The 26,467-nt window shown below is 68.6% G+C and carries 29 protein-coding genes, 2 tRNA genes and 1 pseudogene; 16 read left to right on the top strand and 16 right to left on the bottom strand.

Annotated elements, in window-relative coordinates:
• Nucleotides 1-70 precede the first annotated feature (70 nt).
• Nucleotides 71-670, top strand: coding sequence for a hypothetical protein (locus NKI68_RS16880; protein WP_254544291.1), 600 nt, complete (start codon nt 71-73; stop codon nt 668-670).
• Here NKI68_RS16880 and NKI68_RS16875 read toward each other — a convergent pair whose 3' ends face one another.
• The 5 genes from NKI68_RS16875 to NKI68_RS16855 all read right to left on the bottom strand — a co-directional run bounded on the left by NKI68_RS16875 (nt 671) and on the right by NKI68_RS16855 (nt 5,157).
• Entirely contained in the window at nt 671-2,080 is a 1,410-nt protein-coding gene (locus NKI68_RS16875) for a DUF8157 domain-containing protein (protein ID WP_254544290.1), read from the bottom strand.
• Entirely contained in the window at nt 2,077-2,802 is a 726-nt protein-coding gene (locus NKI68_RS16870) for a prephenate dehydrogenase/arogenate dehydrogenase family protein (RefSeq protein WP_254544289.1), read from the bottom strand. Before NKI68_RS16870 ends, NKI68_RS16875 begins: the two co-directional genes overlap by 4 nt.
• A 48-nt stretch (nt 2,803-2,850) precedes the next feature.
• Nucleotides 2,851-3,636, bottom strand: coding sequence for a hypothetical protein (locus NKI68_RS16865; RefSeq protein ID WP_254544288.1), 786 nt, complete (start codon nt 3,634-3,636; stop codon nt 2,851-2,853).
• A gap of 32 nt (nt 3,637-3,668) precedes the next feature.
• A complete protein-coding gene (locus NKI68_RS16860) occupies nt 3,669-4,841 on the bottom strand; it encodes a M24 family metallopeptidase (RefSeq protein WP_254544287.1) in 1,173 nt (390 codons plus the stop codon).
• 85 nt (nt 4,842-4,926) lie between these two features.
• The gene (locus tag NKI68_RS16855; protein ID WP_254544286.1) at nt 4,927-5,157 is read right to left on the bottom strand and encodes a CDGSH iron-sulfur domain-containing protein; all 231 of its coding nucleotides are present in this window, start codon (nt 5,155-5,157) and stop codon (nt 4,927-4,929) included.
• 82 nt (nt 5,158-5,239) lie between these two features.
• Between NKI68_RS16855 and NKI68_RS16850 the strand changes: the two genes are divergently transcribed.
• Nucleotides 5,240-6,925: a potassium channel family protein gene (locus NKI68_RS16850; protein WP_254544285.1), complete on the top strand. Its 1,686-nt coding sequence runs from the start codon at nt 5,240-5,242 to the stop codon at nt 6,923-6,925.
• 147 nt (nt 6,926-7,072) lie between these two features.
• Here NKI68_RS16850 and NKI68_RS16845 read toward each other — a convergent pair whose 3' ends face one another.
• The 4 genes from NKI68_RS16845 to NKI68_RS16830 all read right to left on the bottom strand — a co-directional run bounded on the left by NKI68_RS16845 (nt 7,073) and on the right by NKI68_RS16830 (nt 10,532).
• Nucleotides 7,073-7,681, bottom strand: a complete 609-nt coding sequence (locus NKI68_RS16845) for a DUF998 domain-containing protein (RefSeq protein WP_254544284.1) — start codon at nt 7,679-7,681, stop codon at nt 7,073-7,075.
• Nucleotides 7,682-7,758: 77 nt separating this feature from the next.
• Nucleotides 7,759-9,282 carry a PH domain-containing protein gene (locus tag NKI68_RS16840; RefSeq protein ID WP_254544283.1) on the bottom strand — a complete coding sequence of 508 codons (1,524 nt, stop codon included), beginning with the start codon at nt 9,280-9,282 and terminating at the stop codon, nt 7,759-7,761.
• Nucleotides 9,283-9,783 carry a PH domain-containing protein gene (locus NKI68_RS16835; RefSeq protein WP_254544282.1) on the bottom strand — a complete coding sequence of 167 codons (501 nt, stop codon included), beginning with the start codon at nt 9,781-9,783 and terminating at the stop codon, nt 9,283-9,285.
• 74 nt (nt 9,784-9,857) lie between these two features.
• A complete protein-coding gene (locus NKI68_RS16830; protein WP_254544281.1) occupies nt 9,858-10,532 on the bottom strand; it encodes a YqjF family protein in 675 nt (224 codons plus the stop codon).
• 227 nt (nt 10,533-10,759) lie between these two features.
• Between NKI68_RS16830 and NKI68_RS16825 the strand changes: the two genes are divergently transcribed.
• Nucleotides 10,760-11,164, top strand: a complete 405-nt coding sequence (locus NKI68_RS16825) for a hypothetical protein (protein ID WP_254544280.1) — start codon at nt 10,760-10,762, stop codon at nt 11,162-11,164.
• 37 nt (nt 11,165-11,201) lie between these two features.
• Here the strand turns inward: NKI68_RS16825 and NKI68_RS16820 are convergent, their stop codons facing one another.
• The gene (locus NKI68_RS16820; protein ID WP_254544279.1) at nt 11,202-12,176 is read right to left on the bottom strand and encodes an aldo/keto reductase; all 975 of its coding nucleotides are present in this window, start codon (nt 12,174-12,176) and stop codon (nt 11,202-11,204) included.
• A 90-nt stretch (nt 12,177-12,266) separates the two neighbouring features.
• On the opposite strand from NKI68_RS16820, the gene NKI68_RS16815 reads away from it, so the two are divergent.
• Entirely contained in the window at nt 12,267-12,728 is a 462-nt protein-coding gene (locus tag NKI68_RS16815; RefSeq protein ID WP_254544278.1) for an SRPBCC family protein, read from the top strand.
• 55 nt (nt 12,729-12,783) lie between these two features.
• On the opposite strand, the gene NKI68_RS16810 is transcribed toward NKI68_RS16815, so the two are convergent.
• From NKI68_RS16810 to NKI68_RS16795, 4 genes are all read right to left on the bottom strand, one after another.
• On the bottom strand, nt 12,784-13,020 hold the full coding sequence (locus NKI68_RS16810; RefSeq protein ID WP_254544277.1) for an HVO_2901 family zinc finger protein: 237 nt from the start codon (nt 13,018-13,020) through the stop codon (nt 12,784-12,786).
• A 116-nt stretch (nt 13,021-13,136) separates the two neighbouring features.
• Nucleotides 13,137-13,721, bottom strand: a complete 585-nt coding sequence (locus tag NKI68_RS16805) for a flavin reductase family protein (RefSeq protein ID WP_254544276.1) — start codon at nt 13,719-13,721, stop codon at nt 13,137-13,139.
• Between the two features lie 156 nt (nt 13,722-13,877).
• The gene (locus NKI68_RS16800) at nt 13,878-14,540 is read right to left on the bottom strand and encodes a helix-turn-helix domain-containing protein (RefSeq protein ID WP_254544275.1); all 663 of its coding nucleotides are present in this window, start codon (nt 14,538-14,540) and stop codon (nt 13,878-13,880) included.
• Nucleotides 14,541-14,883: 343 nt separating this feature from the next.
• Nucleotides 14,884-15,918, bottom strand: coding sequence for a tyrosine--tRNA ligase (locus tag NKI68_RS16795; RefSeq protein ID WP_254544274.1), 1,035 nt, complete (start codon nt 15,916-15,918; stop codon nt 14,884-14,886).
• A 141-nt stretch (nt 15,919-16,059) separates the two neighbouring features.
• Here NKI68_RS16795 and NKI68_RS16790 point away from each other — a divergent pair, with 141 nt between their 5' ends.
• Both NKI68_RS16790 and NKI68_RS16785 read left to right on the top strand, forming a co-directional pair.
• Nucleotides 16,060-19,161, top strand: coding sequence for a PKD domain-containing protein (locus NKI68_RS16790; protein WP_254544273.1), 3,102 nt, complete (start codon nt 16,060-16,062; stop codon nt 19,159-19,161).
• A 50-nt stretch (nt 19,162-19,211) separates the two neighbouring features.
• Nucleotides 19,212-20,156: a hypothetical protein gene (locus tag NKI68_RS16785; protein ID WP_254544272.1), complete on the top strand. Its 945-nt coding sequence runs from the start codon at nt 19,212-19,214 to the stop codon at nt 20,154-20,156.
• A gap of 16 nt (nt 20,157-20,172) precedes the next feature.
• On the opposite strand, the pseudogene NKI68_RS16780 reads toward NKI68_RS16785, so the two are convergent.
• Nucleotides 20,173-20,373 (bottom strand): annotated as a pseudogene (locus tag NKI68_RS16780) (DUF7976 family protein); the annotation flags it as partial.
• Between the two features lie 11 nt (nt 20,374-20,384).
• Nucleotides 20,385-21,458: an Mrp/NBP35 family ATP-binding protein gene (locus NKI68_RS16775; RefSeq protein WP_254544270.1), complete on the bottom strand. Its 1,074-nt coding sequence runs from the start codon at nt 21,456-21,458 to the stop codon at nt 20,385-20,387.
• Between the two features lie 186 nt (nt 21,459-21,644).
• Here NKI68_RS16775 and moaA point away from each other — a divergent pair, with 186 nt between their 5' ends.
• The 10 genes from moaA to NKI68_RS16725 all read left to right on the top strand — a co-directional run bounded on the left by moaA (nt 21,645) and on the right by NKI68_RS16725 (nt 26,465).
• Nucleotides 21,645-22,622 (top strand): GTP 3',8-cyclase MoaA, encoded by a 978-nt coding sequence (gene moaA / locus NKI68_RS16770; RefSeq protein ID WP_254544269.1) that lies wholly within the window; start codon nt 21,645-21,647, stop codon nt 22,620-22,622.
• 160 nt (nt 22,623-22,782) lie between these two features.
• A tRNA-Ser gene (locus NKI68_RS16765) sits at nt 22,783-22,867 on the top strand.
• A gap of 23 nt (nt 22,868-22,890) precedes the next feature.
• On the top strand, nt 22,891-23,382 hold the full coding sequence (locus tag NKI68_RS16760; RefSeq protein ID WP_254544268.1) for a 30S ribosomal protein S13: 492 nt from the start codon (nt 22,891-22,893) through the stop codon (nt 23,380-23,382).
• A gap of 1 nt (nt 23,383) precedes the next feature.
• The gene (locus tag NKI68_RS16755) at nt 23,384-23,911 is read left to right on the top strand and encodes a 30S ribosomal protein S4 (RefSeq protein WP_254544267.1); all 528 of its coding nucleotides are present in this window, start codon (nt 23,384-23,386) and stop codon (nt 23,909-23,911) included.
• The gene (locus tag NKI68_RS16750) at nt 23,912-24,301 is read left to right on the top strand and encodes a 30S ribosomal protein S11 (protein ID WP_254544266.1); all 390 of its coding nucleotides are present in this window, start codon (nt 23,912-23,914) and stop codon (nt 24,299-24,301) included.
• 4 nt (nt 24,302-24,305) lie between these two features.
• Nucleotides 24,306-25,049: a DNA-directed RNA polymerase subunit D gene (locus NKI68_RS16745; protein WP_254544265.1), complete on the top strand. Its 744-nt coding sequence runs from the start codon at nt 24,306-24,308 to the stop codon at nt 25,047-25,049.
• Between the two features lie 136 nt (nt 25,050-25,185).
• Nucleotides 25,186-25,270 (top strand) — tRNA-Leu (locus NKI68_RS16740).
• Between the two features lie 21 nt (nt 25,271-25,291).
• Entirely contained in the window at nt 25,292-25,639 is a 348-nt protein-coding gene (locus NKI68_RS16735) for a 50S ribosomal protein L18e (protein WP_254544264.1), read from the top strand.
• Nucleotides 25,636-26,073 carry a 50S ribosomal protein L13 gene (locus tag NKI68_RS16730; RefSeq protein WP_254544263.1) on the top strand — a complete coding sequence of 146 codons (438 nt, stop codon included), beginning with the start codon at nt 25,636-25,638 and terminating at the stop codon, nt 26,071-26,073. The genes NKI68_RS16735 and NKI68_RS16730 overlap by 4 nt, the downstream gene beginning before the upstream one ends.
• Nucleotides 26,067-26,465 (top strand): 30S ribosomal protein S9, encoded by a 399-nt coding sequence (locus tag NKI68_RS16725; protein ID WP_254544262.1) that lies wholly within the window; start codon nt 26,067-26,069, stop codon nt 26,463-26,465. Before NKI68_RS16730 ends, NKI68_RS16725 begins: the two co-directional genes overlap by 7 nt.
• The last annotated feature ends 2 nt before the right edge of the window (nt 26,466-26,467 follow it).

The raw sequence follows: 26,467 nt of genomic DNA, 5'->3' as shown, positions 1-26,467 counted from the left end.
TAGCCACGTCGTTTATTCGGGTCTGCAGGAAACCCGCAGGTGGCACACGCGGACTGGCAGTTGAAGCACGATGCACGCACACAGATTCGTTACGCTCGTCAGCCTCGGCGCTATCCTCGCTACGGCGACGGGCCTCGTCTTCGTGGTCGGCGGCGCGCCCGCCCCCGGCCACCAGGGATCGCTCGTACCGAACGACGACGGCGACCGGACCGGCAGCGCCGGTTCGATCGTCGTCGACGACAGCCGACTCGCGGAGGGGACGGTGCCGCCGGCGAGCGGACGGAACGGCGGGGGCGGTTCCCCGACGCCGACGGCCGCGACGAGCGGGGGCGGCCCCGGTTCCTACGCGTTCAGCGTCACGCGGGTCGAACCCATCACCCCAACCGGAGCGACCGTCGTCGCTTCCGTGACCAACCGCGACGATCGGCCCAGGACGGGCGTCGTGGTCGAGACCCGCATCTCCGCCGACGGCGAGCACGTCTGGCGGGGCGCGGAACGAGTCGGTCGCCTCGCGCCCGGGGAGACGCACACGAGCAAGCGGACGATCGAGACCGATCTCGGCGGCGCGCTCGCCGTCAGGGGGAACGGCGGCGTCGTCACCGTCGAGACGGTCGTCCGGTCCGAGCAGGGCGTCGAGCGATACGAGATCCGGCGGCAGGCCGTCCGATGATCACGGTACGGAGACGGCGTCGACGGCGGTCTCGCCGTCCACGACGAGGTTGTACGCCCGCTCGTCGTCGTTCCACAGGAGCAGGCCGTTCTCGATCACGAGCAGGTCGCCGTAGTCGGCCCGGCGGAGGTCGCGGTTCAGCGCCGACTCGCGGGTGAGCACGGCGTAGTGGTCGACCGCCTCGCTCCCGTCGCCGATCTTGAACAGCGGGTTGTTCCGCCCGAGGTCGCGGCTGAGCTTGATCGCCGTGAGGTCGATGCGCTCGGTGACGTGCTCCTCGGCGTCTGCCATCCGGGCGAACCGGGAGGCCTCCGGCGCGAAGTCGATCGCGCGCCGCCCGTCCCGTCTGAGGAACGTGTAGGCGTACTGCACGTCCGCGTTGACGAACTCGCCGGGGGAGTGCTCGGGGTCGGCCGCGGCGTCGTCGAGGCGGCGCTGCACGTCGGGGACGGCGAGGTCGGGCTTCGCGTCGAACGACCAGCCGCGGTCGCTCGGCGTCCGCCCCGGCCAGAGGCGAACCTCGGGCGCGTAGACGGTGAGGCCGGGGTCGCGTTCGAGCGCCCGCTCGACCTCGCGCAGGCCGATCGCGGTGTTCCTGTCGGCGGGAGCGACCCCGACCATCGTCCCGTCCTCGGCGATCGACTCGACGTAGCGCCGGGCGACGGCTTCCGGGTCGTCCAGTTCGCTCCAGACGTTGGCGAACAGCACGACGTCGTACTCGCCCGCCGGCTCGAACGCCTCCGCCGTCTCGCGGTGGACCGTCACCCGGCGGTTCGGCCCCGATTCGACCAGTCGCTCGAACACGTCGGCCGCCGCGCTCGGCTCGACCGCGTGGTACTCGACGACCGCCTCGCCGGCGAGGAGATCGAGCAGCCCCAGTGCGGGGCCGCCGACGCCCGCGCCCACGTCGAGGACGCGGACCGCCCGCGGGAGCAACCCGCCGCTCGCGAGGTCGGCGGCGACGTACCCCCCGACGGCGTAGTAGTCCGGCAGGTGGTAGATCGCGTAGGCGAGCGCCGTCTCCTCGTCGTACTCGACGGGGTGCTGGCGGTAGTACTCGTCCTTGACCCGCCGGATCGTCGCGCGAAGCCGATCGCCCGACTCCCCCGCGTGCCAGCGCGCGCCGTAGCGCTCGACGAGGAGGTCCTCCAGGCGGCGCTCGTGGGACCGCGGGAAGCGACGGATCTCGCCGACGGGGAGGTCGAGGGGGCCGTCCTCGACGGGGGCGAACGTTCCGTCCTCGCGCTCGCGGATCCGGAGGTCGTAGGCCGCCTCGCGGAGCACCTGCCGGACGACCGCCGGGTGGGGTCGCCCCTCGACGTACTCGCACAGCTCCTCGGGGTCGAGCGGGCGCACCTCGCGCAGGTAGCGCGCCGCGTCGAGCACCCCCTCGCGCTGGTCGGCGTTCACCGGCTGGCCTCCCGGTAGAGCGCCTCGAACGCGTCGTCGTCCGCGCCCGCGACGCGCTCTGCGGCCTCGGCGACCGCGTCGGCCCCGCCGAAGGTGGCCTGGATCTCGGAGTAGACGCGGGGCGTGCCGTCGGTCACCCGCTCGACGAGGTCCGCGAGCCGCCGCGAGACGGGCGTGTGGAACCGCTCGTCGATCCCCTCGCGCGCCAGCCCGTAGGCGAGGACGGCGGCGTGGGCCTGCGCCTGCACCGTCCGCATGGCGCGGTCGTGCTCCTCCGGCGTCGTCTCGAAGAGGTCGTTGCCCGCCGCGGCGAGGTCGGCGCGAATCCGATCGGTCGCCTCGCCCGGTTCGTCTGCGACGACGGCGACGCGCCCCGGCGCGGCGCTGGCGGCGAACAGCGGGTGGAGGCTCAGCCGCTCGCGGTCGGGGGCGTGCTCCCGCATCGCCGCGACCGCGGGGCGCATCACCCCGGCCAGGTCGACGACGGCGCGCTCCGCGCGCCCGGCGTGCACGGCGACGGCCTCGGCGATCGCTGACATCGGGACGGCCAGGCAGACGGCGTCGAAGCGCTCCTCGGCGTCGAGCGCGACGGCCCGACCGCCGGTCGTCTCGGCGGCGCGCTCCGCGGCCGCGGGGTCGGTGTCGGCGTAGGCGAGGTCGGCGTCCAGACAGGAGCCGAACCACGTCCCCATCTCGCCCGCGCCGACGACGAGTACGTTCATGCCCTGAGGTGTCCGGCGCGGTGCAAAAGCCTGTCCGAGTACTGGCGGTCAGTGCAGCGCGCGGCGAACCCGCTCGGCGACCGACTCGGCGTCGGGGATCGCGTCGCGCCGGGAGTTGAACGGGAACGGCCACGGAAGCCGCCGCCGGATGACGAGCGCGTCGTCGTCCAGGGACACGCGCTCGATTCGTCCCGCCGGGACGAACGACGGGATAGACGAGCCGACCTCGCCGCGGAGGATACCGCGTTCGAAGACGACGTAGTGATAGGGCCGCCCCGCGCGAACGCCCTGCGCGAGGAGGACGACGGCGACGCTCAGGAGGGGGACGAACGCATCTGGGTACCGCATCGAGAACGCGAGGCCGCCGACGAACAGCGGGACCCCCGTCCCCACGCCGACGACGCGCCGTCGCCGGCGATAGGCGTCGCCGGCGCGCGCCGTCCACTCGGCGACGACCGGTTCGGTGGCGCGCAGAGTCGCCGCGAACTCCCTGTAGCCGGTCCAGTGGACGGCGAGGGCGGCGGCGGTCCAGACGAACGGCCCGTGAACCGCCGGGTACGGCCAGTCACCGCCCGGATCGCCGACGGTGACGCCGAGGAGGACGACGAGCGGAACGGCTTCGACGAACAGGATCGCGCGAGAGGCGACCAACCGCGTGGCGTCGACGCGACGCGAGGCGGCGAGCGCCCAGGCGAACGCGCCGATGAGCACCGCGGCGGCGATCACCGATGCCGAGAACGGGTTCCACCCCACGAGGGTCGAGAGAACGGTGAGTGCAACGCCCGCGGCGTACGCGCCGAGCGCGAGGGGAAAGCGGAAGGCGGAGCGGTCCATTGTCGGGCGTCCGACCCGTCGGGAGAAAGTTCTTACTCCACGACCAGTTCCTTCGGATAGCTCGTCAGGTTCTCGTAGCCGTCCTCGGTGACGCGGACGAGGTCCTCGATGCGGACGCCGCCGACGTCGGGGTCGTACAGCCCCGGCTCGATCGTGATGACGTGTCCGGGTTCGAGTTCCTCGTCCACGTCGGCGAGCCGCGGCAGTTCGTGCACGTCGAGGCCGACGCCGTGGCCCGTCGAGTGGATGAACCCCGTCTCCGTCGTGGGGTCGCTCCGGAGGGTCGGCTCGCCCGCCGCCTCGTACACGTCGCAGACGGCGTCGTGGACGTCCCGGCCGGTCGCGCCGGGCTCGACGGCGTCGAGGGCGGCCGCCACCGCCCGCCCGGTGAGGTCGTACCACTCGCGGACCGTCTCGGTCGGCTCGCCCCTCACGAACGTCCGGGTCATGTCGGCGTAGTACTTCGTCTCCTTGTCGCGCGGGAAGACGTCGACGATGATGGGTTCGTCCGGCCGGAGGGGGCCGCTGCCGCGGTCGTGGGGGTCGGCCGCCGCCGCGCCGCAGGCGACGATGGCCTCCTCGAGCGCGTAGCCCCGCCGGAGGAGTTCGATCTCCATCTCGCGCCTGACGCGCTCGCTGGTGAGCGCCTCGCCGTCGTAGACGAGGGTCTCGTCGTCGATCTCGGCCTCGCGGACGAGTTCCTCCGCGCGGGCGAGCGCGACCTCGTTGGCGCGCTGTGCGCCGCGGACGTACTCGATCTCCTCGTCGGTCTTCGTGGCGCGGATCTCGGTGACGACGCCGTCGGTCTCGGCGGTCACCTCGACGCCGAGGTCGCGCAGGCCGTCGGCGGTGGCGAGCGGGAAGCGGGCGGGCGCGGCGACCGACGAGACGCCGCGCTCGGCGAGGAACTCCGCGAGGACGCGGTCTCTCGCCCCGTGTGGGCCGTACTCCTCGCGCTTCGCGTCGTACCCGAAGTCGGCGATCCGGGCGACGTCGTCCGCGGGCGCTTCGCGCGTCGCCCGGCCGTACTCCAGGCTGGAGACGAGCAGGTGCAGGTCGCCGTCGTAGAGGGTCACGTACGGGTCGGGCGCGGCGAAGCCCGAGAGGTACCGCTGGTCGGACTCGTCCGCGTCGGCGTAGACGAGGTAGCCGTCAGCGCCCGCTTCGTCGAGGAAGGCGTCGAGCTTCGAGAGGTCCGGTCGCATAGGGGGTGATCACGCTCGGCGGCCAAAACGCTACCGAGGCGGGCGTCCCCCCTGGGACGGACGGTCCCGCGCTGACGCCCCCGCGCTACCCCTCGCGCTCGCGGACGACCCGTCGCTCGCCCTCCGGGTCGTCGCCCTCGTAGCGGTAGACGACGCCCTCCTCCTCGTCGCGGGTCGCGCGGTGCGAGCCGTCGCAGAAGGGGTACTCCCGGGAGAGCCCGCACTGGCAGACGGCGACGTCGCCCTTCTCGGCGTCGATGTCCTCCGGCGTGACGATGCGCGGACCGTCGGCGGTGTGGGTCACGTCGCGGGCCATGGACGCGAGTCGATCGCGGCGCGGGTTAACGGTTTCCCGCGCTAACCCAACGGTTAACCGTTCCGACGGGGAGGGAGTAGCCATGAACGTCCGGCGGGTACGACGACTGCTGACCGCCTTCGGCGGACGGGGCGGGAGCAAACAACGTCGCCGCGTCGTCCGCTATCTCTACGGTCTCGTCGGCATCATCGTGCTCTACACCCTCGCGTACCAGGCGGGGATGGCGGCGTTCGAGGGACGACAGATCACGTTCGCCAAGGCGCTGCTCGCCGTCGTTGAGTCGTTCACCACCACCGGCTACGGCGAGGACGCCCAGCAGTGGACGACGTGGCAGATGCAGCTGTTCGCCGTCCTGATGCAGTTCACCGGGGTCGCGCTCATCTTCCTCGCGCTCCCCGTGTTCCTCGCACCGTGGGTCGAAGAGCGGCTCTCGACGAGCGCGCCGACCCGGATCAACGGCTACGCGGACCACGTCGTCGTGGCCGGCTACACCGCCCGCGGGCAGGCGCTGGTCCGCGAACTCGAGACGCGCGACATTCCGTACGTCGTCGTCGAATCGGACCGCGAGCGCGCCGCCGACGTCTACGAGACGGGGACGACGGTCGTCCACGGCGACCCAGAGCGCATCGAGACCTGCAGGGACGGGGTGAACCTCCCCGACGCGCGGGCGCTCGTCGTCGACGTGGACGACGAGACGAACGCGAGCATCGCGCTCACGGCCAAGGAGGTCTGCGACGTGCCCGTCATCACGTTCGTCGAGGACGCCGGCCTCGCGGAGTACCAGCGTCTCGCCGGCAGCGACCAGGTGCTCTCGCCCCGCCGACTGATCGGCGAGAGCCTCGCGACGAAGGTCACGGCGGGACTCTCCCGCGACCTCGGCGGGGCGGTCGAAATCGCCGAGGACTTCGACATCGTGGAGCTACCGGTGCAGTCGGGAAGCGACATCGCGGGCGTCACCGTCGCGGAGAGCGGCATCCGCGAGCGGACCGGCGCGAACGTCATCGGCGCGTGGTTCCGCGGCGAGTTCGTCAGTCCCCCCTCCCCGGATTCGTACATCGACGAGCAGACCATCCTCCTCGTGGCGGGAAACGAGCGCCAGCTCGAGCGGCTGAAGCGCCTCACGCTCTCAGAGCAGCGCCGCCTCCGGCGCGGCCGGGTCATCGTCGCGGGGTACGGAATGGTCGGCTCGACGGTCGAGGACGCCCTCGAAGCCGCGGGGATCTCCTGCCTCACCGTCGACAAGGTGGACAAGGAGGGCGTCGAGGTGGTCGGCGACGTGACGAAGGCGGAGGTGCTCACGGAGGCGGGGATCGAGGGGGCGAGCACGGTCATCCTCGCGCTCCCCGACGACACGACGACCATCTTCGCGACGCTCGTCGTCCGCGAACTCGCCCCGGACATCGAGATCATCGCCCGCGCCGACTCGCCCGAGAGCGTCCGCAAGCTCTACCGCGCCGGGGCCGACTACGTCCTCTCGCTCGCCATCGTCAGCGGGCGGATGCTCGCCTCGACCATCCTCGACGAGGAGGTCATCACCTTCGACCAGCAGGTCGAGATCATCCGCGCCGAACCGGGACCGCTCGCCGGCAGGTCGCTCGGCGAGGCGGACGTCCGCGCCCGAACCGGCTGTACGGTCGTCGCCGTCGAGCGAAACGGGAGCGTCGTCACAGACGTCGGACCGGACTTCACGATCCGCGCGGGCGACGACCTCATCGTCGCCGGGACGGACGACGACGTCAGGGAGTTCACGCAGTGGGTCGAGGGGTGAGTCAGACTACTGAACGCGCCGCTCGCGCTCGCCGGCTGGGCGCTGTTCGCCCTCGGGGCGTCCCGGATCGAACTCGATCGGTAGGCCGTTCCCCCTCGCCCGCCCCGATCTTCCCGCCCTCACTGCCCTCCACGTCCTCCCCACCCGCTACGCGGTCCTCCACAGACGAACGGCGGTCGTCGCCGTCCACGCGCCGAGCGCGACCGCCCCGACGGCCTCCGGGAGCGCGAGTCCCGGCGCGAGGTCGCGGAGCGCCGCCGCCCAGACGACCCACGCCCCGAGTGTGACGACCCCGAGCGCGACCGTCGCGGCCCCGCGTCGGCGCTCCCCCGCGAGGAGGTTCCCCGCGCTGTAGGTCCACAGCGCGAGCGACAGCAGGAGGAAGAACGACACCGCGGCCGGCGCGTGGAGGGCGGTACCGATCGGGAAGACGCCGACGAGCGCGAGCGCGACGGCGTCGAGCGCGAGGAGGACCGCGCCCGCCCGTTCGGCGCGGTTGCGCGCCGCCCGCCACAGTCGCCACGCGAAGGGGAGCGCGAGCGCCCCGCCGAGCGCGAGTCCGCCGTTGAACAGCCACGCGGTGCGGGTCCCGGGCGCGCCGAGGTCGGAGAGGGCGCTCCCGGCCCAGGTGAACGTCGGGGACCGGAGGGCGGCGAGTGCGATGGCACCGAGCGCGACGACCGGCGCGAGCACGCCGGCCGCGGTTCCGAGTCGCTCCGGATCGGCGCGCCGATCGGCGTTCTGGTCGGCGTCCACGCCTCCACCACCGTCCCGACGCGTCAAGAGCGTTTCCGCAACGCCGGTGGTGGGAGGGTGCCCGTCGGGGCCCCCGCTCACGCCGGCGACGGCGACCAGTCCTCGTCCGAGAGGGCCGATTCCCGCTCGCGTCGCCGCTGCTCGCGTCGCGCCGCAAGCGACCAGTACAGTCGCGCCTCGACGTCGTCGCGTAGTCGTTCCGCGGTGCCGGCGTCGACGTCGACCGCGCGCACGCCGCCGCCCGTGAGGCTCCGCGATCCGGCGGTGTCGACGACGAGCGTGGCGAGGTCGCGCCGCCGCTGGAACACCGTCTGGGAGGTGAGCACCGTCTGCACGCGGTGGTAGGGGACGATCCGCGTCGTCCGGACGAGAAAGCCGTTGCGGGTGACGACGTGACCGTCGTCCACGGCGTAGCCTCGACTCCGCCACTTGAGGTGCGCGGCCGCGAGCGCGACCGGCAGGAGCGCGAGCGTGGCCCACCACCGCCCGTCGATGCCGTCGAGACGCGTCAGCGCGTAGAACCCCGCCGTGAGCCCGAGGACGAGGAGGAGGTAGCGCACGGCGTAGCGCGTCCGGGCGCGCTTCGGCGGGCGCTCGAACGTCACCTCGCCCACGTCCTCGACGCTCCGCACGAGCGACCACACCCGCTCGCGGTCGGCGAAGGGGATCGCCGACTGCGACCCGTCGCCGTCGCCGGGGGCGTAGCCCGCCGTCTCGACGGCGAGCGAGGCGTACCCGCCGAGGCGGGCGAGGGCGTTCTCCCCGATCGTGAGCGTCTGGACCTTCGAGAGCGGGATCGTCCCGGTGTACCGCTGGAGGAGGCCGCGCTCGTATCGCAGTTCGTCGGGGCCGCGGGTCAGCCGGAAGCCGTAGTAGTTCGTCGCGGCGATGAGGCCGCTCGCGGCGGCCGCGACCGCGTACAGCGCCACCGTGCTGACCGAGATCGCGACCAGCGGCGAGGCGGCCATCGATCCCGCGATCGGTCCGAAGGGGTCGAACGGTGACGCGTCGGCGGCGAGCGACGGCACGAGCACGCCGGCGACGACCGAGAAGACGGGGACGAGCCGCAGGTCGAGCGAGACGACGCCGAGGAGGAACAGCTCGCGGATCGTGATGGCGAACACCGTCTCGGCGTCGCGGTCGGCGGTCGCCCCGGCTCGCGCGCGCTCGCCCCGCTTCAGGCGGCTGATCTCGTCCTGCAACCGCGTCGCCTCGGCGGCCGAGACGCAGCGCAGGACGGCCTCCGTCTCGTCCCCGCCGGCCGTCTCGAGGCGGACCTCGGCGATGCCGAGCACCTGCTGGAGGACGTTCCGGCCGACGTCGACGTTCTGGACGCGCCGGAGCGGGATCTCCCGGTCGCGCCGCGAGACGACGCCCGAGCGGATGTCGAAGGTGTCCTCGGTGAGGTCGTACTCGAAGCGCCGGTAGTACGCCACCTGGTAGAGCGCGACGGCGACGAGCAGGAGGGCGACGCCACCGACGAGCAGCCCGCCGCGACCGTCGTCGAACTGCGAGCTGACGACGAGGATGACGATCGCCCAGAGGAACCGCACGGTGGCTCTCGCCGTGCGATAGACCACCGACCGGGGGTCGAGACGCATTCAGACGGCCTCCTCGCCCTCCGCCGCGATGGCGAGGCGCTTCAGGCGCGCCTGCAGGTCCTCCGCGTCCTCGGGGGTGAGGCCCGGGACGGTGACGTCCGCACCCCGCGACCCGGCGGTGTAGACGACGAGCGTCGCGAGGCCGATCGACCGCTCGAGCGGTCCCCGGCTCGTGTCAATGTGCTGGACCCGGACGTAGGGGACGACCGTCGTCACGCGCGTGAGGACGCCGCGTTCGAGGTAGAGCGAGTCCTCGCGGACGCGGTAGCGCCACGTGCGGTACCGGAGCAGGGCGTGCGCGACGCCGACGGCCGCGAGGAGGAGAAACGCGACGACGCCCGGCCAGAGGAGTCCGCGGGTGAGGACGGCGGCCGCGCCGACCACCGCCGCGAGCACGGCCGCGCTCACGAGCGACTGTCCCACCCAGACGAACCGCACGCGGGGATCGAGCGACCGGTCGGGACCGGTCAGCGACGAGACGTCCTGTTCGGCAGCCTCCATTGGCGGGAGGTCGGCCGGGAGCGCTAAATAGCTGGGCGGAACCGGCGACCCCCGGGCGCTCGCCGGGGGACGGATCACGCGCGTCGGAGGCGACCGGCGCGCACGTCGAGACGTGGGCAGTAGTACAGCACGGGGTCGCCCGTCGGGTGGTCGAAGTCGTTCGCCGCGAAGCAGTCGTTGCGCTCGAACGTCGCCTGCCCGCGGCGGAGCGGCCACGGGTCGTGCTCGACGTCGCCGGCGTAGAGCCGCCCGTCGTCGCTCTCCGTGTAGAAGCGGTAGCGCTCGGTGAGGAAGTCGGCCCGTTCGCGGTCCCTCACGCCCCCGCTCGTCGGACCGTAGGTGGCCTCGAACCCGAGCGGGTACGCGCCGGGGTGGAGCCGACGGCTGCGGAGCGTCACCCCCCGGCCGCGACGCTCGAACCGCATCTCGGCGCGGTAGTACGGAAGCCGAAAGAACCGACGTGCGATCGCGACGCTCAGCCGGTCGCCGGCGTCGAGGTTGAAGAAGTAGACCCCCGGCTCGCCGCCGCGGGTCACGTACGTTCGCAGGTTGAGTTCCGGGAAGGTGAGGCCGAACGGAACCCCGCGCGGACCGACGTCCTCCATCAGGAACCCGACCACGCCGAGCCACGCCCGTCCGTCGTAGGTGTCGAGCGAGAGCGCGTCCGGCAGGCGCTCGGCCACCACCTCGGGCGCGACGGGCCAGTGGGCGAAGAGGGTGTCCCGCCAGCGCATCGTGAGCACGGACATAGCGAACGGTACGGGCGACGCGGGTATCGGGCTGTCGCCGCGTGAACGGGTACGAACGCCGAGCGGCGACCGGCAACCGACGACCGGCAACCGACAATCGGCGACAGGCGAGCGATGCCCCCGGAGACTGTCCGGGAGAGCGACCGACGGAACGCTTTTGCGCCGCTCTGCCGTCCCCCCGCGTGGGGATGGCAGGTGGTGGCGCGACCGCCACTGTCACGCACACTATGAGTTCAGACTCCGCACAGACCGAGGGGCGGACGGACGTGACGGCGCAACCGCTGACGACCGCGGCGGTCTCCGGACAGCGCGCCGTCTACGACGCCGTGCAGACGCTCGCCGGCGAGCAGCGCTGGCTGAACCACCAGGGGGCGATCGCCATGCGACAGGTGGCGGCGATGTACCGAGGCGGAACCCGACTGGCACCGACGGTGCGACGGGAACCCGTCGTAATCGAACTCGACGAGGTGAGGGAACTCGACGACGAGGAGGAACTCAACGACGAGGAGGAACTCGACGACGGGGGAGTTCGAACGAAGGGACGGTCCGAACCGCCGGCAGAGGACGCCTTCGACGCCTTCCTCGCGACGTTCGAGCCGGACCTCCCGACGGGACGCCGAACGTCGACGTAGACGCGAACGACGGGGAGCCCGCGAAGCGTCGCGGCCCTCACTCGTGCCCGGAGATGGGCACCGGTTCGTACGGTTCTTCGAGGTACTCGACGTCGCTATCGGCGAGGGAGATGTCGAGCGCGGCGACCGCGTCTTCGAGGTGCTCGACGCTCGTCGTCCCGACGATGGGGGCGTCGACCCACTCCTTCGTGAGCATCCACGCGAGAGCGATCTGTGCCATCGTCGCGTCCTCCTCGTCCGCCAGTTCCCGCACGCGCTCGTTGATCTCCCGCCCGCCCCCCTCGAAGTACGGGTGGCGCTGGGCGTGGGAGTCGGTCTTGCCGCGCGTGGTCGCGTCGAACTCCTCGTGCGGCCGGGTCAGGTAGCCGCGGGCCAGCGGCGACCACGGGATGACCCCGATCCCCCGCTCGCGACAGTAGGGGAGCATCTCGCGCTCCTCCTCGCGGTAGAGCAGGTTGTAGTGGTTCTGCATGGTGACGAACCGCTCGAGGCCGAGCCGGTCGGAGGTGTGCAACGCCTCCGCGAACTGGTGGGTCCACATCGAGGAGGCTCCGACGTAGCGCACCTTTCCCCGACGGACGGCGTCGTCGAGCGCCCGGAGGGTCGTCTCGATCGGCGTGTCGTCGTCCCAGCGGTGGATCTGATAGAGGTCGATCGCGTCCATCCCGAGCCGGTCGAGGGAGGCGTCGAGTTCCTGCTCGATCGCCTTGCGCGACAGACCGCCGGAGTTGGGGTCGTCCTCGTCCATCCGGAAGAAGCCCTTCGTCGCGACGACGCTCTCCTCGCGCCGCCCCTCGAGCGCCTCCCCGAGGACGCGCTCTGACTCGCCCAGCGAGTACATGTTCGCCGTGTCGAAGAAGTTGATCCCGAGGTCGATCGCCCGCTCGACGAGTTCGACGCCCGCCTCCTCGTCGAGCACCCAGTCGCGCCAGTCGGAGCTACCGAAGCTCATGCAGCCGAGACAGATCCTGCTGACGGTGACGCCCGTGTCGCCCAGCGTGGTGTACTCCATGCTCCCGCCTCTCGTCGGGAGGCAAAAGCGTTCACGGGGCGGGGTGATCCCCGTGAACGCTTTATCCCGTTCGCGTTCCTCTCCCCGGACATGGGACTGGCCTTCCGGAACACGCCCGACGGCTACCGCCTGGAGGTGAGCCGCCGGATGGACGCGCCGCCGGACGTACTCTGGGACCTGCTGACTGACACGACCCGCTGGCCGGAGTGGGGGCCGTCCGTGCGGGCGGTCGAGTGCGACCGGCGGTACGTCGAGGCGGGGACGCGCGGACGCGTGCAGGTGACCGAGGCGGCCGGCGGCGTCTGGGTGCCGTTCGTGGTCACCTCCTGCGCCGACTACCGCTGGACGTGGGAAGTGGGCGCGCCGACGGTCGCCCTCGTTCGGAACGTCCTCGACCTCTCGCCGACCGTGCCGGCGACGGGACACCGCGTCGAACCCGTCGGCGGGGGCTGTCGGGTCGTCTTCGAAGTGCCGCCGCTCGCGGCGGGCTACGCGGTCGTCTGTCGGCGTGCGCTCGCGACGCTAGAGGAGATGGCGCGAGCGGCGACGTGAACGACGAGCACACCTGCGAGGGTAGCGAGCCGCGTTGCGGGCGACGGGACCGACCTCAGCGGGCGACCGTGAGGGCGTCCCGTACCCGGAGGAGGTCCTCGCCGATGCCCTCGCCGTCGCAGTCGTCGGTCGGGCAGGCGTAGTGCCAGCCGTCGCGGGTGGCGCGTCGCTCCGCGAACCGCGTGCCGCACTTCCGGCAGAACAGTTGCGCGTCCGAACAGGTGTCCTGGTGGAGTTCGAGTTCGAGTTCCGTGTCGAAGGTCCGCTTGCAGTTCCGGCAGGTGTGCACCATGCCTACCACTGAGCCGTCTTGAAATATAATAATACCGCAAACTGGTGTGTGAACGCTTGTCGCAGTCGAATTCGGCGGATCCTCGAGGCGCCCCTACGCCGTCGAGGGGTTTCCGCTCAGTCGGGCCGAACCATGCGGAAGCGGTCGCGCGTGGTGCAGTAGTAGCTCCCCGCGAGGCGGCCGACCGCGTCGAGTTTCGTCACGTCGAGTTTCCCGTCGGTCGTGACCGCGTCGTCCACGTGGGCGTAGACGACTTCTCCGAAGACGGCGTTCCCGGTGCCGATCTCGACGAAGTCGGTCAGCTCGCACTCGAAGGAGACGGGCGAGGCCGCCACCCGGGGCGGTCGCACGCGGGTCGAGGGGGCGGCCTCGACGCCCGCGTGCTCGAACTCGCTCTCGCCCCGTCGGAGGGTCGCGCTCGTCGCGTTCATCGCCTCGGCCATCGCGCGATCGACGACGTTCACCACGAACTCGCCCGTGTCGATCGCGTTGCGGGCGGTGTCGGTGTATCCCCCCGGCCGATCGCCCGGGGCGAACAGGAGCGTCGGCGGTGCGCTGCTCACCACGTTGAAGAAACTGTACGGCGCGAGGTTGTCCACGCCGTCCTCGCTCGTCGTGCTCACCCACGCGATGGGCCGCGGTACGACCGCGCCCGACAGCGTCCGGTACATCGACTGCGTTCGGCTCGGGTCGATCTCCATCGGATCTCTCCTCCCACTGAAACGGCGACGACGATCAGTGCAGCGTTCTCGATCGTTCGTAACCGTACGACGCTCGGATCCTCACGCTGACGCGAGCGGACATCGGCGGTCGAACGTCGTCGGGGAGTTGCGGCGGTGCAAAGCCGCGGCGTCGCGCTACCGTCGCCCCGTGAGCGGGCTGATCAGAAGGGTCTCCTCGACGAGGGCCTCGGTGCCCCGACGGAGTCGCTCGGAGAGCGCCTGGTGGGAGATGTCGAGGTCGTCGGCCAGCGCGTCGAGCCCCGTCTCCCGCGGTACCCGGAAGTAGCCGCGTTCGCACGCCATCGTCAGCGCCTCGTACTGCTCGTTCGTCAGGCCGAAGCGACCGACCGGGTCGTCGCGCATCTCGCGGACGTGGACGACCTCGAACGTGAGACCCCGCGACTCGCAGAAGTCGTTCGTCCGGGAGAGCGCGGCGCGATCGGGAAAGAGGACGCGCAGGTGCCACCACTGGTCGTCCCCGTACGCGTCCATCACGGTCGCGTGGAGCGTCGTCAGCATCTGGAGCACCAGGTGGACCTGCTCGATCCAGTTCATCCGGTAGAGGAGTTCCTCGTCGAACTCCCCGACGAGCCTGACGTTGCTCACGCTCGGATCCGTTTCGAACGCCTCGTTCAGCGTCTCCGGGTCGGCCCCTCGCGCCCAGAGGAGCGGCATCACGACTCCCTCCCCGCTCTCCACGAGTCGCTCGCACTCGAACTCGACGTCGGGAACCGCACGGAGCGTTTCGTACAGTGCGAACTCCTGTGCAGGGATCTTCGCCCTCGTGACCGTCGCCATGAGTCACTCCTACTGGCGACCGAGGGGGTGGTAAACCTATCCACTCGATCGCCCGCGAACGCCGGTGTCGGCGTCCGAAAATCCGAATACGACGCGCTACTCGGACGGAAACGCGTCCGACGGAAACGCGTTCGGCGGTAACCACTGCCGACCCCGGAAGGAGTTCCCCAGATCTCCCCCCGGGATCGTCCGCTGGTGTCGCTACGCTCCCGTGCGTCGTGGCTTTCGACGGTTCGGCGGGCGCTGACGATTCGGCGGGCGTCCAGTCGCGGACGCGAGCGCCCACCGACTACGACATTCGGGGACGCGTACTAATCGATTCACCTTTCCCAGGCAAGGACGCTCAGTCGTACAGGTCGGGGTACGCCGTCCGCAGGAGGTCGGGATCCGCGAGTATGCGCTCGCGGATCGGCGCGACGACGCGGTCGATAGCGTCGGCGGCGGCGTTCTTCAGGTCGAGCGGGTGCAGTTCCTCGCTCACGAAGTCGGCTTCGAGGTCGTCGTACGTCTCGTAGACGAGATCGCCGCCGAACTTCTCCGGGCGCTCGACCACGAACTCCTCGCCGCGCTGACCGAGGATGGGGAAGACGAGGAACCGGACGTACTCGAGGACGCCGTTGTCCTCGACCTCGCCCGCGGGGCAGTACGCCCCCTGGAGCTTCTCGTGGATCGCCTCGGCGTCGTCGGTGAGCGAGATCTTCGACCCCGCCTCGGACGCGCTCATCTTCCCGCCCGAGAGCCCCGAGAGGAGCGGCGCGAACACGCACACCGGCTTGTCGTAGCCGTAGTTCGGGAGCAGCTCGCGGGCGAGCATGTAGATGCCGCGCTGGTCGATACCACCGTAGGCGATGTCGGCGTCGAGCGCCGCCACGTCGAGGCTCTGCATCAGCGTGTAGACGAGTCCGCCGAGCTTCGGGTTGTCAGACTGCCGGACGACCTCGCTGCCCGCGCGCTGTGCGCGGCTGATGGTCGTGTCCGCGATCATCCGGTAGAGGTCGAGCGTGTACGGTCGATCGAGTTCGAACTCTCGGCCCTGCACGAACTCGATCTCCTCGCCGTCCGCGCCCGCCGCGTCGATCATCGCCTCGATGGCGACCCGGTAGTACTCCGCGCGGGCGTCGAGCAGGTCGAACGGGCTCTTCTCGTCGTCGAGGTGGGCGTGCAGGTCCGCGACGAGCACCGTCACGTCCACGCCCGCCCGGAGGAAGTCGGCCAGCTTCCGGATGGTCGTGAAGTGACCGATGTGCATCTCGCCGGTCGGCGCGTACCCGATGTACGCGCGCGGCTCCTCCCGCGAGAGCACCTCGGCTAACTCCTCCTCCGTGACGACCTCCTCGGTGTAGCGGGTGACCAGCTCCCGCCGCTCGGCCGTGTCCATAGCCTCGCTTCCGCGCTTTCGCGGATAAGTGATTCGCTACATGGCTAGGGGGTCACGGCACGATCCCCGCCGCAAGTCTTCCTCTCGAACAATTACGAAATTTTATAAGTAATATTTCCTGAACGTCTCGGTATTGGACTCATGGTTGGACTCACCGCTCGACGTCTCCTGATCCTCGCCTCCGTACTGTCACTATCTGTCACACCCGCCGTCGGACTCGCACCGGACGAACGACCCCTGGCCGACGCCGGGCTCGACCAGCGAGTCGAACGGGGAGCGACCGTCATCCTCGACGCGACGGGGTCGCGCGATCCTGGCGGCCACATCGACCGGTACGAGTGGGCGATACGAACCCCGTCGAACCGGAGCGTCGAACCGAGGGATCCGACGGATCCACGCACCACGTTCGTAGCGAGTGAAACTGGTCGGTACGAGGTGACAGTGACCGTCACCGACGACGACGGAAACGACGCCTCCGACACGCTCTACGTCTACGTGAGCGAAGCACCGTCCGCTCCGCCCACGCCACCGACGCCTCGGCCTCCCTCGTCCGGCCCGCCGTCCGCCACGCCACCGTCGCCCGCTCCCCCGGCGTCCGATCCGCCGACGAGCCCGCCGATCGCGGCGGGTCGTGAGCCGACGATCGATGGCCCGACGCTCGTCACCGGCGCGCGACCGCTCCGGGGGAGCTACGAGTTAGACGTGGACGGCGGCTGGGGTGCGATCGACGCCGTCCGCTGGATCGTCGACGGACGGACGGTCGGTTCGGGACGCCAGCGTACGCGCGCCTGGGAACCGGGGCTCCACCAACTCCGTGCCGTCGTCACCTACGTCGACGGTTCGACGACGACGGCACGCTTCCCCGACGGAACGACCGACGTCGTCGCCGATCCGAAACCGACGCTCTCGCTCCCGAACCTCCGTCGTATGGGGGCAATCTCCGGGACCGCAGACGCGAGCGACGGGTTCGGTAATCTCGAACGCGTCCAGGTGACGGTGACTCGCCTCGGGACGGAGACGGCGACGATGAACCCGAGCGACGTTCGAGCCCGAGAGAGCGACTCGTACTCGCTCTCGTTCGACTGGAGCGAGTACGATCCGAAGCGGAACTACACGCTGACCGCGACGGCGATCGACGCCCGCGGGCAGACGGCGACGGTGACCCGAACGCTCTCGCCGGTAGGAACCCCCGAACTCGTCTCCGCGGAGTTCGTGAACGGACCGGTCGATTCGTACCACGATCGGATCGATCCGGGGCGGTACACGGCACACCACGTCGTGAAGATCGCGTTGAACGGGGCGGATCCGGATCGGGTGTACGTGGACCTACGAGCTAAAGCTTCGACTAAGGTATTTACGGTCACCCGAAAGAAGGAGGTCGTCGAAGACGGAATTCTCGAGGTTCATTCGTATTGGGCAGGGCTCGAACCGGGTGATTACACTGTCATCTCCAATTTCGATTACTACGGTTACGACGAAACGGTGCGTTCGTCTGACGATCTGTCGGAATTCTCTGTGACACCGAGTCCCCCCGAGATCAGATTCCGGACGTTGAACGATGGAACGAGCGGAGGGTACGTCGAGCCGATCAAGATCGACGCGAGCGGTTCGTTCGATCCGGATGGGAGTGATCTCAGGTTCGGATGGAAATTGGGCGCTAAGCCGATAACCCCTGACAATACGACGGCGGTATTGAGCTTCTGGGATAATGGGCAACTTGTATTAAAGGACGGCCAAGGTCAAACAGCGATCCAGACGTGGAGCGCACACGCCGGACTTGTCCCCGAAATACTCGACAGTGAGACCCGTGTACGGTCGATTCCCGTACAGTGGCGCACTACGTATCGCGATCGATACGAACCATACGCTCCGTTTACGAAACTCCGCGTTCGCGTACAAACGGAACCCGTTCATCTCCGTCGGGAGACGGCGGACATATCGATCGGTGCGAAACTGGACGGTTCAGCGGGGGAGATCGTAGAATGGCGCGAGGTGCCGTTCGTGGCAATGAGGGGTGCCCCTGGCGATGATCCAGGCGGTGAGAACGCCGTGTACTACGAGGGCGTGATCGAGATTGAAGCGGGCGATCTGGCCGCCCGGGGACTGCGACCGACGCTGGTTCTGTTCAACGAGGCGCGGCCGGGGTACGTCCGCGAACGATATCGTCTCCCCACCGTTTCGGTGACGCATCTCAACGAGACGCGCCGCGAGGAGTTGTGGGTCTCGAAACTGAGCTACGTGATCGAAAAGCCCATCGAAGCCCGGATACTGGCGGAGAGCCGCGATGAAGCGCGGCGGCTCCGGTCCTACGGGTTTACCGTGGAGGATGTTACGACGGACGTGAGCGAATATCAGATCGAGCGGCGGGTGAAGGTACGGGACGCGAAGTACGAGACGCGGGAGAAACTGTTCGACCAGCGTTGGCAGCGTCGGCTGTTCGTCGACGAACATCCGGAATGGAGTGTAGCCGGAGCGGAGACGCTGACGTGGAGAGAACCGTACACCGATATCGAGTGGCGACGCACTCGCGGTGATGCGTTCACGGGGGACACTCGACGCGTTCAGGAGTCCCCCGCGATCTATATCACAGAGCGACAGTATGAGTACTGGACGACGGAAACTGCGGTTCGAGAGGTCGACAGCAGGCAGTGTCTCCCCTGGATCGGTTGCTACACGGTCACGACCACCAGGCGCGTATCGTGGGAAGAGCAGCACACGTACTGGTCGATCGCTCCGCGGTCGTACTCGCACGACCCCACGGGTCGAACTCGACGCCACCTCCTGCGACCTGCCGAATACGTCACGGAGTACGAACACGAGTATACGAGATGGCGTACCGTCTCCGATACGCGATACAAGGCAGTATCGCGTGAACTGGTTCACGGAGCGAAATACGAGTGGCGGGCGTATCGAACTGTCTCGAGTGATCGCATGGCGTGGCGACTCGTGAAGAACCAGGAGAACTTCCGGATCGGCGGTACCGTCCGGGATCGAACGTGGATACTGGTTCGAGAGGGACACGAACGAGTGGTGAGACCCGCGTACGAGGACCCGATGACGGTGAGAGAAACGCGCGCCACCGTCCGCGGCGTGATCGTTCGGTACCACACGAGCGATACCGACCCGGATCTGACCCGCGAGGTGATCGATTCGTTCGAGACGAAATTCACGGGCGATGGCCTCCTCTCGAAGGAGGAGATCAAGGACCGAATCCGCCGGAACTACGACTCATACGAGCCTTGAACAGTATTCGAAAGGTAAAGTATTTGAAAGAGTATCATATTTGAATATTCATGCGAATGAGTGTTAGAATGTTTGTACTGACTGCTATGGTGTTGGGTGTGATTACGCTAGCAGGTGGAACGGTAGATGCATCCACGCAAACAACGGAGCACTCGGAGACAGTCGAACGGGTACTGACTGCCAGCACCGGTGCTGAATATGAGATCTGGCTGAACACGTCGTCTCATACCTTGTGGATTAAAGGAGAAAATCCGACAGAACGAACGGTATACGCTGGAGTAGTGGTCGAAGTCGACGGAATGCGCTTGAATTCGACCGAAATCAAGCTTCGTCCGGACCATTCGTGGAAGAGTGAGTATCAGTTCCACACAGAACTCGACGCGCTCGAAGATCGACACACCGTCATCGTGTCCACCTTCGGGGACTACACGGCATTCACGTTCACCTACGACATCGATCCAGAGCACCCCAACGGGGTCAAAGTACCCCGGATCACTGACATTTCGGTCGGAAACGCGATGATCGAGGGGCAGTCCTCGTCCGTGGTCAACGTAACGGTAGTAAATCCGTCTATTCAGAGGTATCCTATGAAGCTCATGGTTCACACGGAGGGGACGGATGGAAGCCTCTACTTTCCAACTCCTCCCCCAGGTGGTAGCGAAACTATCACCGTCGAACTCCTCGACGAACAGAACATCGAGATCGCCGGCGAAGCGCGCCTCTACACCGGCGATTTCAACGATTCCGAAGGTGGCATCCACCAGGTGGGATTCGTCGGGCGTGCCGGTGGAACGACGACGATGTGGAACGAGTCGTTCGAGCCGGTCGCCGCGCCCTGGAGCGACGACCCGTACGAGTATCACAACGCCTCGATCGATCCGACGGATACGCTCGCAGAGCGGGCGAGCGGCGGCGTCGAAGTCGGCGGCGTGCCGATCGCCCTCCCGATCGTCGCGCTCCTGGCGGGCGGGTTCGTCGTGTGGCGAATGGGCTGAACGGGTAACGTATCCCCTACCGCCGTTCGATCCCGCCCTGCTCCTTGATCCCGAGGATGTACTTCACGTTCAGATAGATCTCCTGCGGGGTCGTCTCCTCGTCGGGGTGATACAGGTCACTCACGCGGTAGAGGATCGCGGCGAGTTGCGAGGCCTCGGAACTCCCGTCGCGCACGTCCGCCGCGATCTCGCGGAGGCGTTCCGCCGTCTCGGGGTCGTCCTCGACGGTCATCGCTGGGGCTGATCGAACTGGTGGGCCTGATTCGCCTGACTGGTCCGGCGGCGGTGGACGATGCCGACGTTGTTCGCGGTCCGTTCGACGAACCGTCGGAACGCGGCACCGGTCTCGCTGTCCTCGTCGAGGACGACCGGCGCGCCGGAATCGCCGCCCTCGCGGACGGCGGGATCGAGGGGGACCTCGCCGAGGAAGGGCATGTCGACCTCGTCGGCGAAGCGCCGCCCGCCCCCCTCGCCGAAGATGGGATGGGTACTGCCGCAGTCGGGACATCGGAACGAACTCATGTTCTCGAGGACGCCGAGGACGGCGGTGTCGTGTTTGCCGAACATGCGCAGCGCTTTGCGGGCGTCGTCGAGCGCGACCTCCTGGGGCGTCGTGACGATGACGGCACCCGCGAGCGGGACGCTCTGGAGGAGCGTGAGTTGCGTGTCGCCCGTCCCGGGCGGGAGGTCCACGACCATGTAGTCGAGGTCGCCCCACTCGACGTCGTCCCAGAGCTGCGTGATGATCTTGTGGACCATCGGTCCGCGCCAGATGACGGGATCGTCCTCGCCGACGAGGAACGCCATGCTCATCAGCTTCACGCCGAAACGCTCCGGCGGAATGAGGGTCTCGTCTTCCGTCGCGCGCGGCCGTTCGTCGGCGCTGACCATCCGGGGGACGTTCGGCCCGTAGATGTCCGCGTCGAAGAGGCCGACCCGAGCGCCCATATCGGCGAGTCCCGCGGCGAGGTTCACCGCCGCGGTGCTCTTTCCGACGCCGCCCTTCCCGGAGGCGACGGCGACGATGTTCTTCACGCCGGGAAGGACCTGTTCCTCCGGCGAGACGCCGCGGTCGACGTCGGCCGTGAGTTCCAGGTCGAGACCGGTGTCCGCGAGCGCCTCGCGCACCTCGTTCGCGATGGCGGTCTCCGTCGGCGAGTAGGGCGCGCCGAGCGCGAGCGAGACGCGGGCGGAGCCGTCGTCGACCGTAACGTCGTTGACCAGCCCGAGCGAGACGATGTCGTCGCCGAGGTCGGGATCGTCGACGCTCCGGAGGCGATCGAGGACGTCCTCTCTATTCATACGGGAGAGTGGACGGCACCGGCCGATAAGGGTTGTGGAGCAGTCGGTCGGAGAGCGTTCAGTCCGCCGGATCGGGACGGGATGTAGCTACTCGGACGCACGACCGCGAGGGTAGGTAACTGATACCGGTTACATCCGCGCCGGATCACCCCACGAGTTTAAGCGCGCTGACGGACAGGTTCGGGTATGCTCGTAGACGGGTTCGGCCGCGAGGTCACCGGCGTTCGAATCTCGCTGACGGACCGGTGTAACTTCGACTGCGTCTACTGTCACAACGAGGGGCTGGGCGACACGCGGGGACCGATGGAGGCCGGGGACAACGAGATGACCACGGACGACGTGGTGCGCTTTCTCGAGGTGTGCGAGGAGTTCGACGTCCGGAAGGTGAAGTTCACCGGCGGGGAACCGATGCTTCGGGAGGACCTGGAGGAGATCATCGAACGGACGCCGGACTCGATGGAGACGTCGCTGACGACGAACGGGACGTTCCTGCCCGAGCGGGCCGAAGCGCTCGCGGCGGCCGGACTCGACCGGGTGAACGTCTCGCAGGACGCGCTCGACCCGAAGGCGTTCCGCGAGGTGACCAAGAGCGGCTCGTACGACCGGGTCATCGAGGGCGTGCTGGCTGCGGTCGACGCGGGGCTGACGCCGGTGAAGCTCAACATGGTCGTCTTCGAGGCGACCGCGGGATACGTCCCCGAGATGGTCGAGCACGTCGCCTCGAACGACGGCCTCCAGCTCCAGCTCATCGAGTACATGCCCGAACTCGCGGGGCGGCCCGACTGGGCCATCGACATCGGCCGCGTGCACGACTGGCTCGCCGAGCAGGCCGACCGGATCGAACAGCGCGACATGCACGACCGGCGGCGCTACTGGATCGGCGGCGGGATGGTCGAGGTGGTGGACCCGGTCGGGAACGAGGACTTCTGCGCGAACTGCCACCGCGTGCGCGTGACGCACGAGGGGTACCTGAAGGGCTGTCTCAACCGCAACGACGACCTGCGTCCGATGGGAGAGATGTCCCGCGAGGAGATCCGAGAGGCGTTCGTCGACGTCGTGCACAACCGGGTGCCGTACTACGGCGAGTACCTCGTCCGGGACGACGACGGCGAGTGGACGATCAACGAGGAGTACATCGGCGCGCCGGTGTCGTACTCCGACTGAGCCGCACGGGTCCGCTCCGACGAACCCTCTACGCGTCTGCGTACGACTCTCAGCCGCTCGTGAATCCGGTGCGCTTAAGTAGGGCCGCCGGGTTTGATCAGAATGCAATCAGTGTAGGGAGTCCGGCTCCCGAGTCCGAACAGGGCGCGAGTGTACGCGAGTTGTGGTAGCCAAGCCTGGCCCAAGGCGCTGGGTTGCTAACTCAGTGGCGTCAAGCCTCCGGGGTTCGAATCCCCGCCACAACGTTCGATCACCACACCACCACACCATGAGTACGGAACAACCTGAGGGCGAAGGGGAGGACGACATCCGATACTTCGTCCGCATCGGACAGACGGACCTCGACGGGACCAAGAGCGTCGAGCGTGCGCTCATCGAGATGAACGGCATCGGTCGCCGGACGGCCCGGCTCGTCTGCGAGTCGGCCGGCGTCGACCGCACGGCCACGTTCGGCCGTCTCGACGACGAGGACATCGACGCCGTCGTCGAGGCCGTCGAGAGCTACGCCGACGAGGTACCCGAGTGGCTCACGAACCACCAGCGCGGCTACTTCTCCGGCGAGACGGTGCACGAGGTCGGCAACGACCTCTCGATGCTCCGTCGGCAGGACGTCAATCGCATGAAGATGATCAACTCCTACAAGGGCGTGCGCCACAAGCGCGGCCAGAAGGTCCGCGGTCAGCGCACGAAGTCCACGGGTCGCACCGAGGGCACGGTCGGCGTGAACGTCGAGGCGATCAAGGAGGAGGAGGCCGAGTAAGATGGCGCTCGGACAGAACACCAAGCGCTACGAGACGCCGAATCACCCCTTCCAGGGCGAGCGCATCGCCGAGGAGGCCGGTCTCGTCGGGCGCTACGGCCTGAAGAACAAGGAGGAACTCTGGCGGAGCCAGTCGCAGCTGCGCGACTACCGCCGCGAGGCCCGGAGCCTGCTCGGTCGGACGATGGGCGACCCCGAGGCCGCGGGCGAGGAGGCGAGCGAGTTCCTCGAGAGCCTGAAGCGCAAGGGCATCCTCGGCGGCGAGGACGGCCTCGACGACGTCCTGAGCCTCGACATCACGGACGTGCTGGAGCGCCGCCTCCAGACCGTCGCGTACCGAAAGGGACTGGCGAGCACGCCGCAGCAGGCGCGACAGTTCATCGTCCACGGTCACGTCACCGTCGACGGTCACCGCGTCACCACCCCGTCGTACACCGTCCTCGTCGAGGAGGAGGACGGCATCACGTTCGACGAGACGAGCCCGCTGGCGGACGATCTGCACCCCGCCCGGGCGGAGGGTCAAGAGTAAATGAGTCAGGAATCAGACGGGCGATGGGCCATCGCTCACGTGCACGCATCGTTCAACAACACGATCATCACCGTCACGGACGAGACGGGCGCGGAGACGCTCGCGAAGTCCTCCGGCGGGTCGGTCGTGAAGCAGAACCGGGACGAGGCGTCGCCGTACGCCGCCATGCAGATGGCAGACCGCGTCGCGGAGGACGTCATGGCGCAGGGCATCACCGGCGTCCACGTCCGCGTCCGCGGCCCCGGCGGCAACCTGCAGAAGAACCCCGGCCCGGGGGCGCAGGCGACGATCCGCGCGCTCGCACGCGCCGGACTGGAGATCGGCCGCATCGAGGACGTCACGCCCATCCCGCACGACGGAACGCGCCCGCCGAAGAACAGCGGGTTCTAACATCATGAGCGACTTCGACGTGGAGTTCATCGACCGCGGCGAACGCGAGGCGCGGTTCCTCGTACGGGGGGTGACCCCGGCGTTCGCCAACGGCATCCGCCGGGCGATGCTCGCGGACGTGCCCACGATGTCCATCGACACCGTGCGCGTCATCGAGAACTCGTCGGTGATGTTCGACGAGATGATCGGCCTGCGGCTGGGGCTGGTTCCCCTGACGACGCCGCCGGGCGAGTACGAACTGGGCGAGACGGTGACGCTGGCGCTCGACGTCGAGGGACCGGCGACGGCCTACTCGGGCGACCTCGTCTCCAGCGACGGGCTGGTGAAACCCGCGGACGGGAACGTACCCATCATCGACCTGAAGGAGAACCAGCGCCTCGAAGTGGAGGCCGAAGCCACGCTCGACCGCGGCAAGGAACACGCGAAGTTCCAGGGCGGCGTCGCCATCGGGTACCGCCACCTCCAGCGCGTCGAGGTCGTCGGCGATCGCGCCGAGTTCGCCGACGACGAGCCCCAGATCGTACGGGGCGTCGTCGAGGAGGACGGCGAACTCGTCCCGACGGAGACGTTCGACAACGACCTCCGAGAGCGGTACCCGGACGAGGAGGTCGAGGTGCACGACGTTCCGAACGCGTTCGTGTTCCACGTCGAGACGGACGGGTCGATGAGCGTCGAGGAACTCGTCCTCGCGGCCGTCGACTCCCTGTACGACCGGGCCGACGAGCTGGTCCGGGCGGTCCAGCTGTAGAGACGCGAGAACGACAGACGAACACGGACACACCACGACCACACCATGACCCCCACTACCACCCCTGTGACGCGAACCCGGTGCCCGCGAGGCATCGAAAGTGGTATGTGGGGTCTCGAAGTACACGAAACTGCGAGCAGGGATAGCCAAGTCTGGCCAACGGCGCAGCGTTCAGGGCGCTGTCCTGTAGAGGTCCGCAGGTTCAAATCCTGCTCCCTGCACTTCTCTCAGGTGTCACAATAATGAACAAGACGAACCCGAGACTCCAGAGTCTCATCGCCGACTGTAAGGCCGCCGCGCGCAGCGGGGCGGCCGTGTGGGGCGACGTCGCCGAGCGGCTCGAGAAGCCCCGGCGCACGCACGCGGAGGTCAACCTCGGGCGTATCGAGCGGTACGCCAGGGAAGAGGAGACCGTCATCATCCCCGGCAAGGTCCTCGGCAGCGGCGCGCTCCGCAAGGACGTGACCGTCGCCGCCGTCGACTTCTCCGGGACGGCCCGCACGAAGATCAGTCAGGTCGGTGAGGCCATCGACCTCGAACAGGCACTCGAACAGAACCCCGACGGCGCGAACGTGCGGGTGATCCGATGAGCCTCGCCGAGTTCGACGCCGACCTCGTCGTCGACGCCCGCGACTGCATCCTCGGGCGCGTGGCGAGCAACGTGGCCCAGCGTGCGCTCGACGGCGAGCGCGTCGCGATCGTGAACGCGGAGCACGCGGTGATCACGGGCAACGAGGACGACGTCATGAGCGTCTTCCGCAAGCGCGTCGACGTCGGGTCCGATCAGGGACCGTACTACCCGAAGCGTCCCGACCGCATCCTCAAGCGCTCGGTCCGCGGGATGCTCCCGTACAAGACGCCCCGCGGTCGCGAGGCGTTCGAGAACGTCCGGGTGTACGTCGGCGATCCGCTGGAGGACGACGCCGAGGTGCTCGAGGACACCTCCCTCGACCGACTATCGAACATCAAATTCGTCTCGCTGGGCGAGATCAGCGAACAGCTGGGGGCGAACGTCACATGGTAACCAACACGAGCGGCAAGAAGAAGACCGCCGTCGCCCGCGCCACGGTCCGCGAGGGCCAGGGCCGGGTGCGAATCAACGCACAGCCCGTCGAACTCGTCGAGCCGGAGATGGCTCGGCTGAAGATGCTCGAACCGTTCCGCATCGCGAGCGAGAACCTCCGCGACGGCGTGGACGTGGAGGTGAGCGTCTCCGGCGGCGGCATCACCGGACAGGCCGACGCCGTCCGCACCGCCATCGCGCGGGGGCTGGTCGAGCACTCGAACGACGCGGAGCTGCGCGACGCGTACATGACGTTCGACCGCTCGCTGCTGGTGAACGACGTGCGCCAGTCCGAGTCGAAGAAGTGGGGCGGTCCCGGCGCGCGAGCGCGGTACCAGAAATCCTACCGCTGAGG

It is taken from the genome of Halomarina pelagica, from assembly GCF_024228315.1.
Classification (GTDB): Archaea; Halobacteriota; Halobacteria; order Halobacteriales; family Haloarculaceae; genus Halomarina; species Halomarina pelagica.
This window is presented reverse-complemented; position numbering and strand designations above follow the sequence as displayed.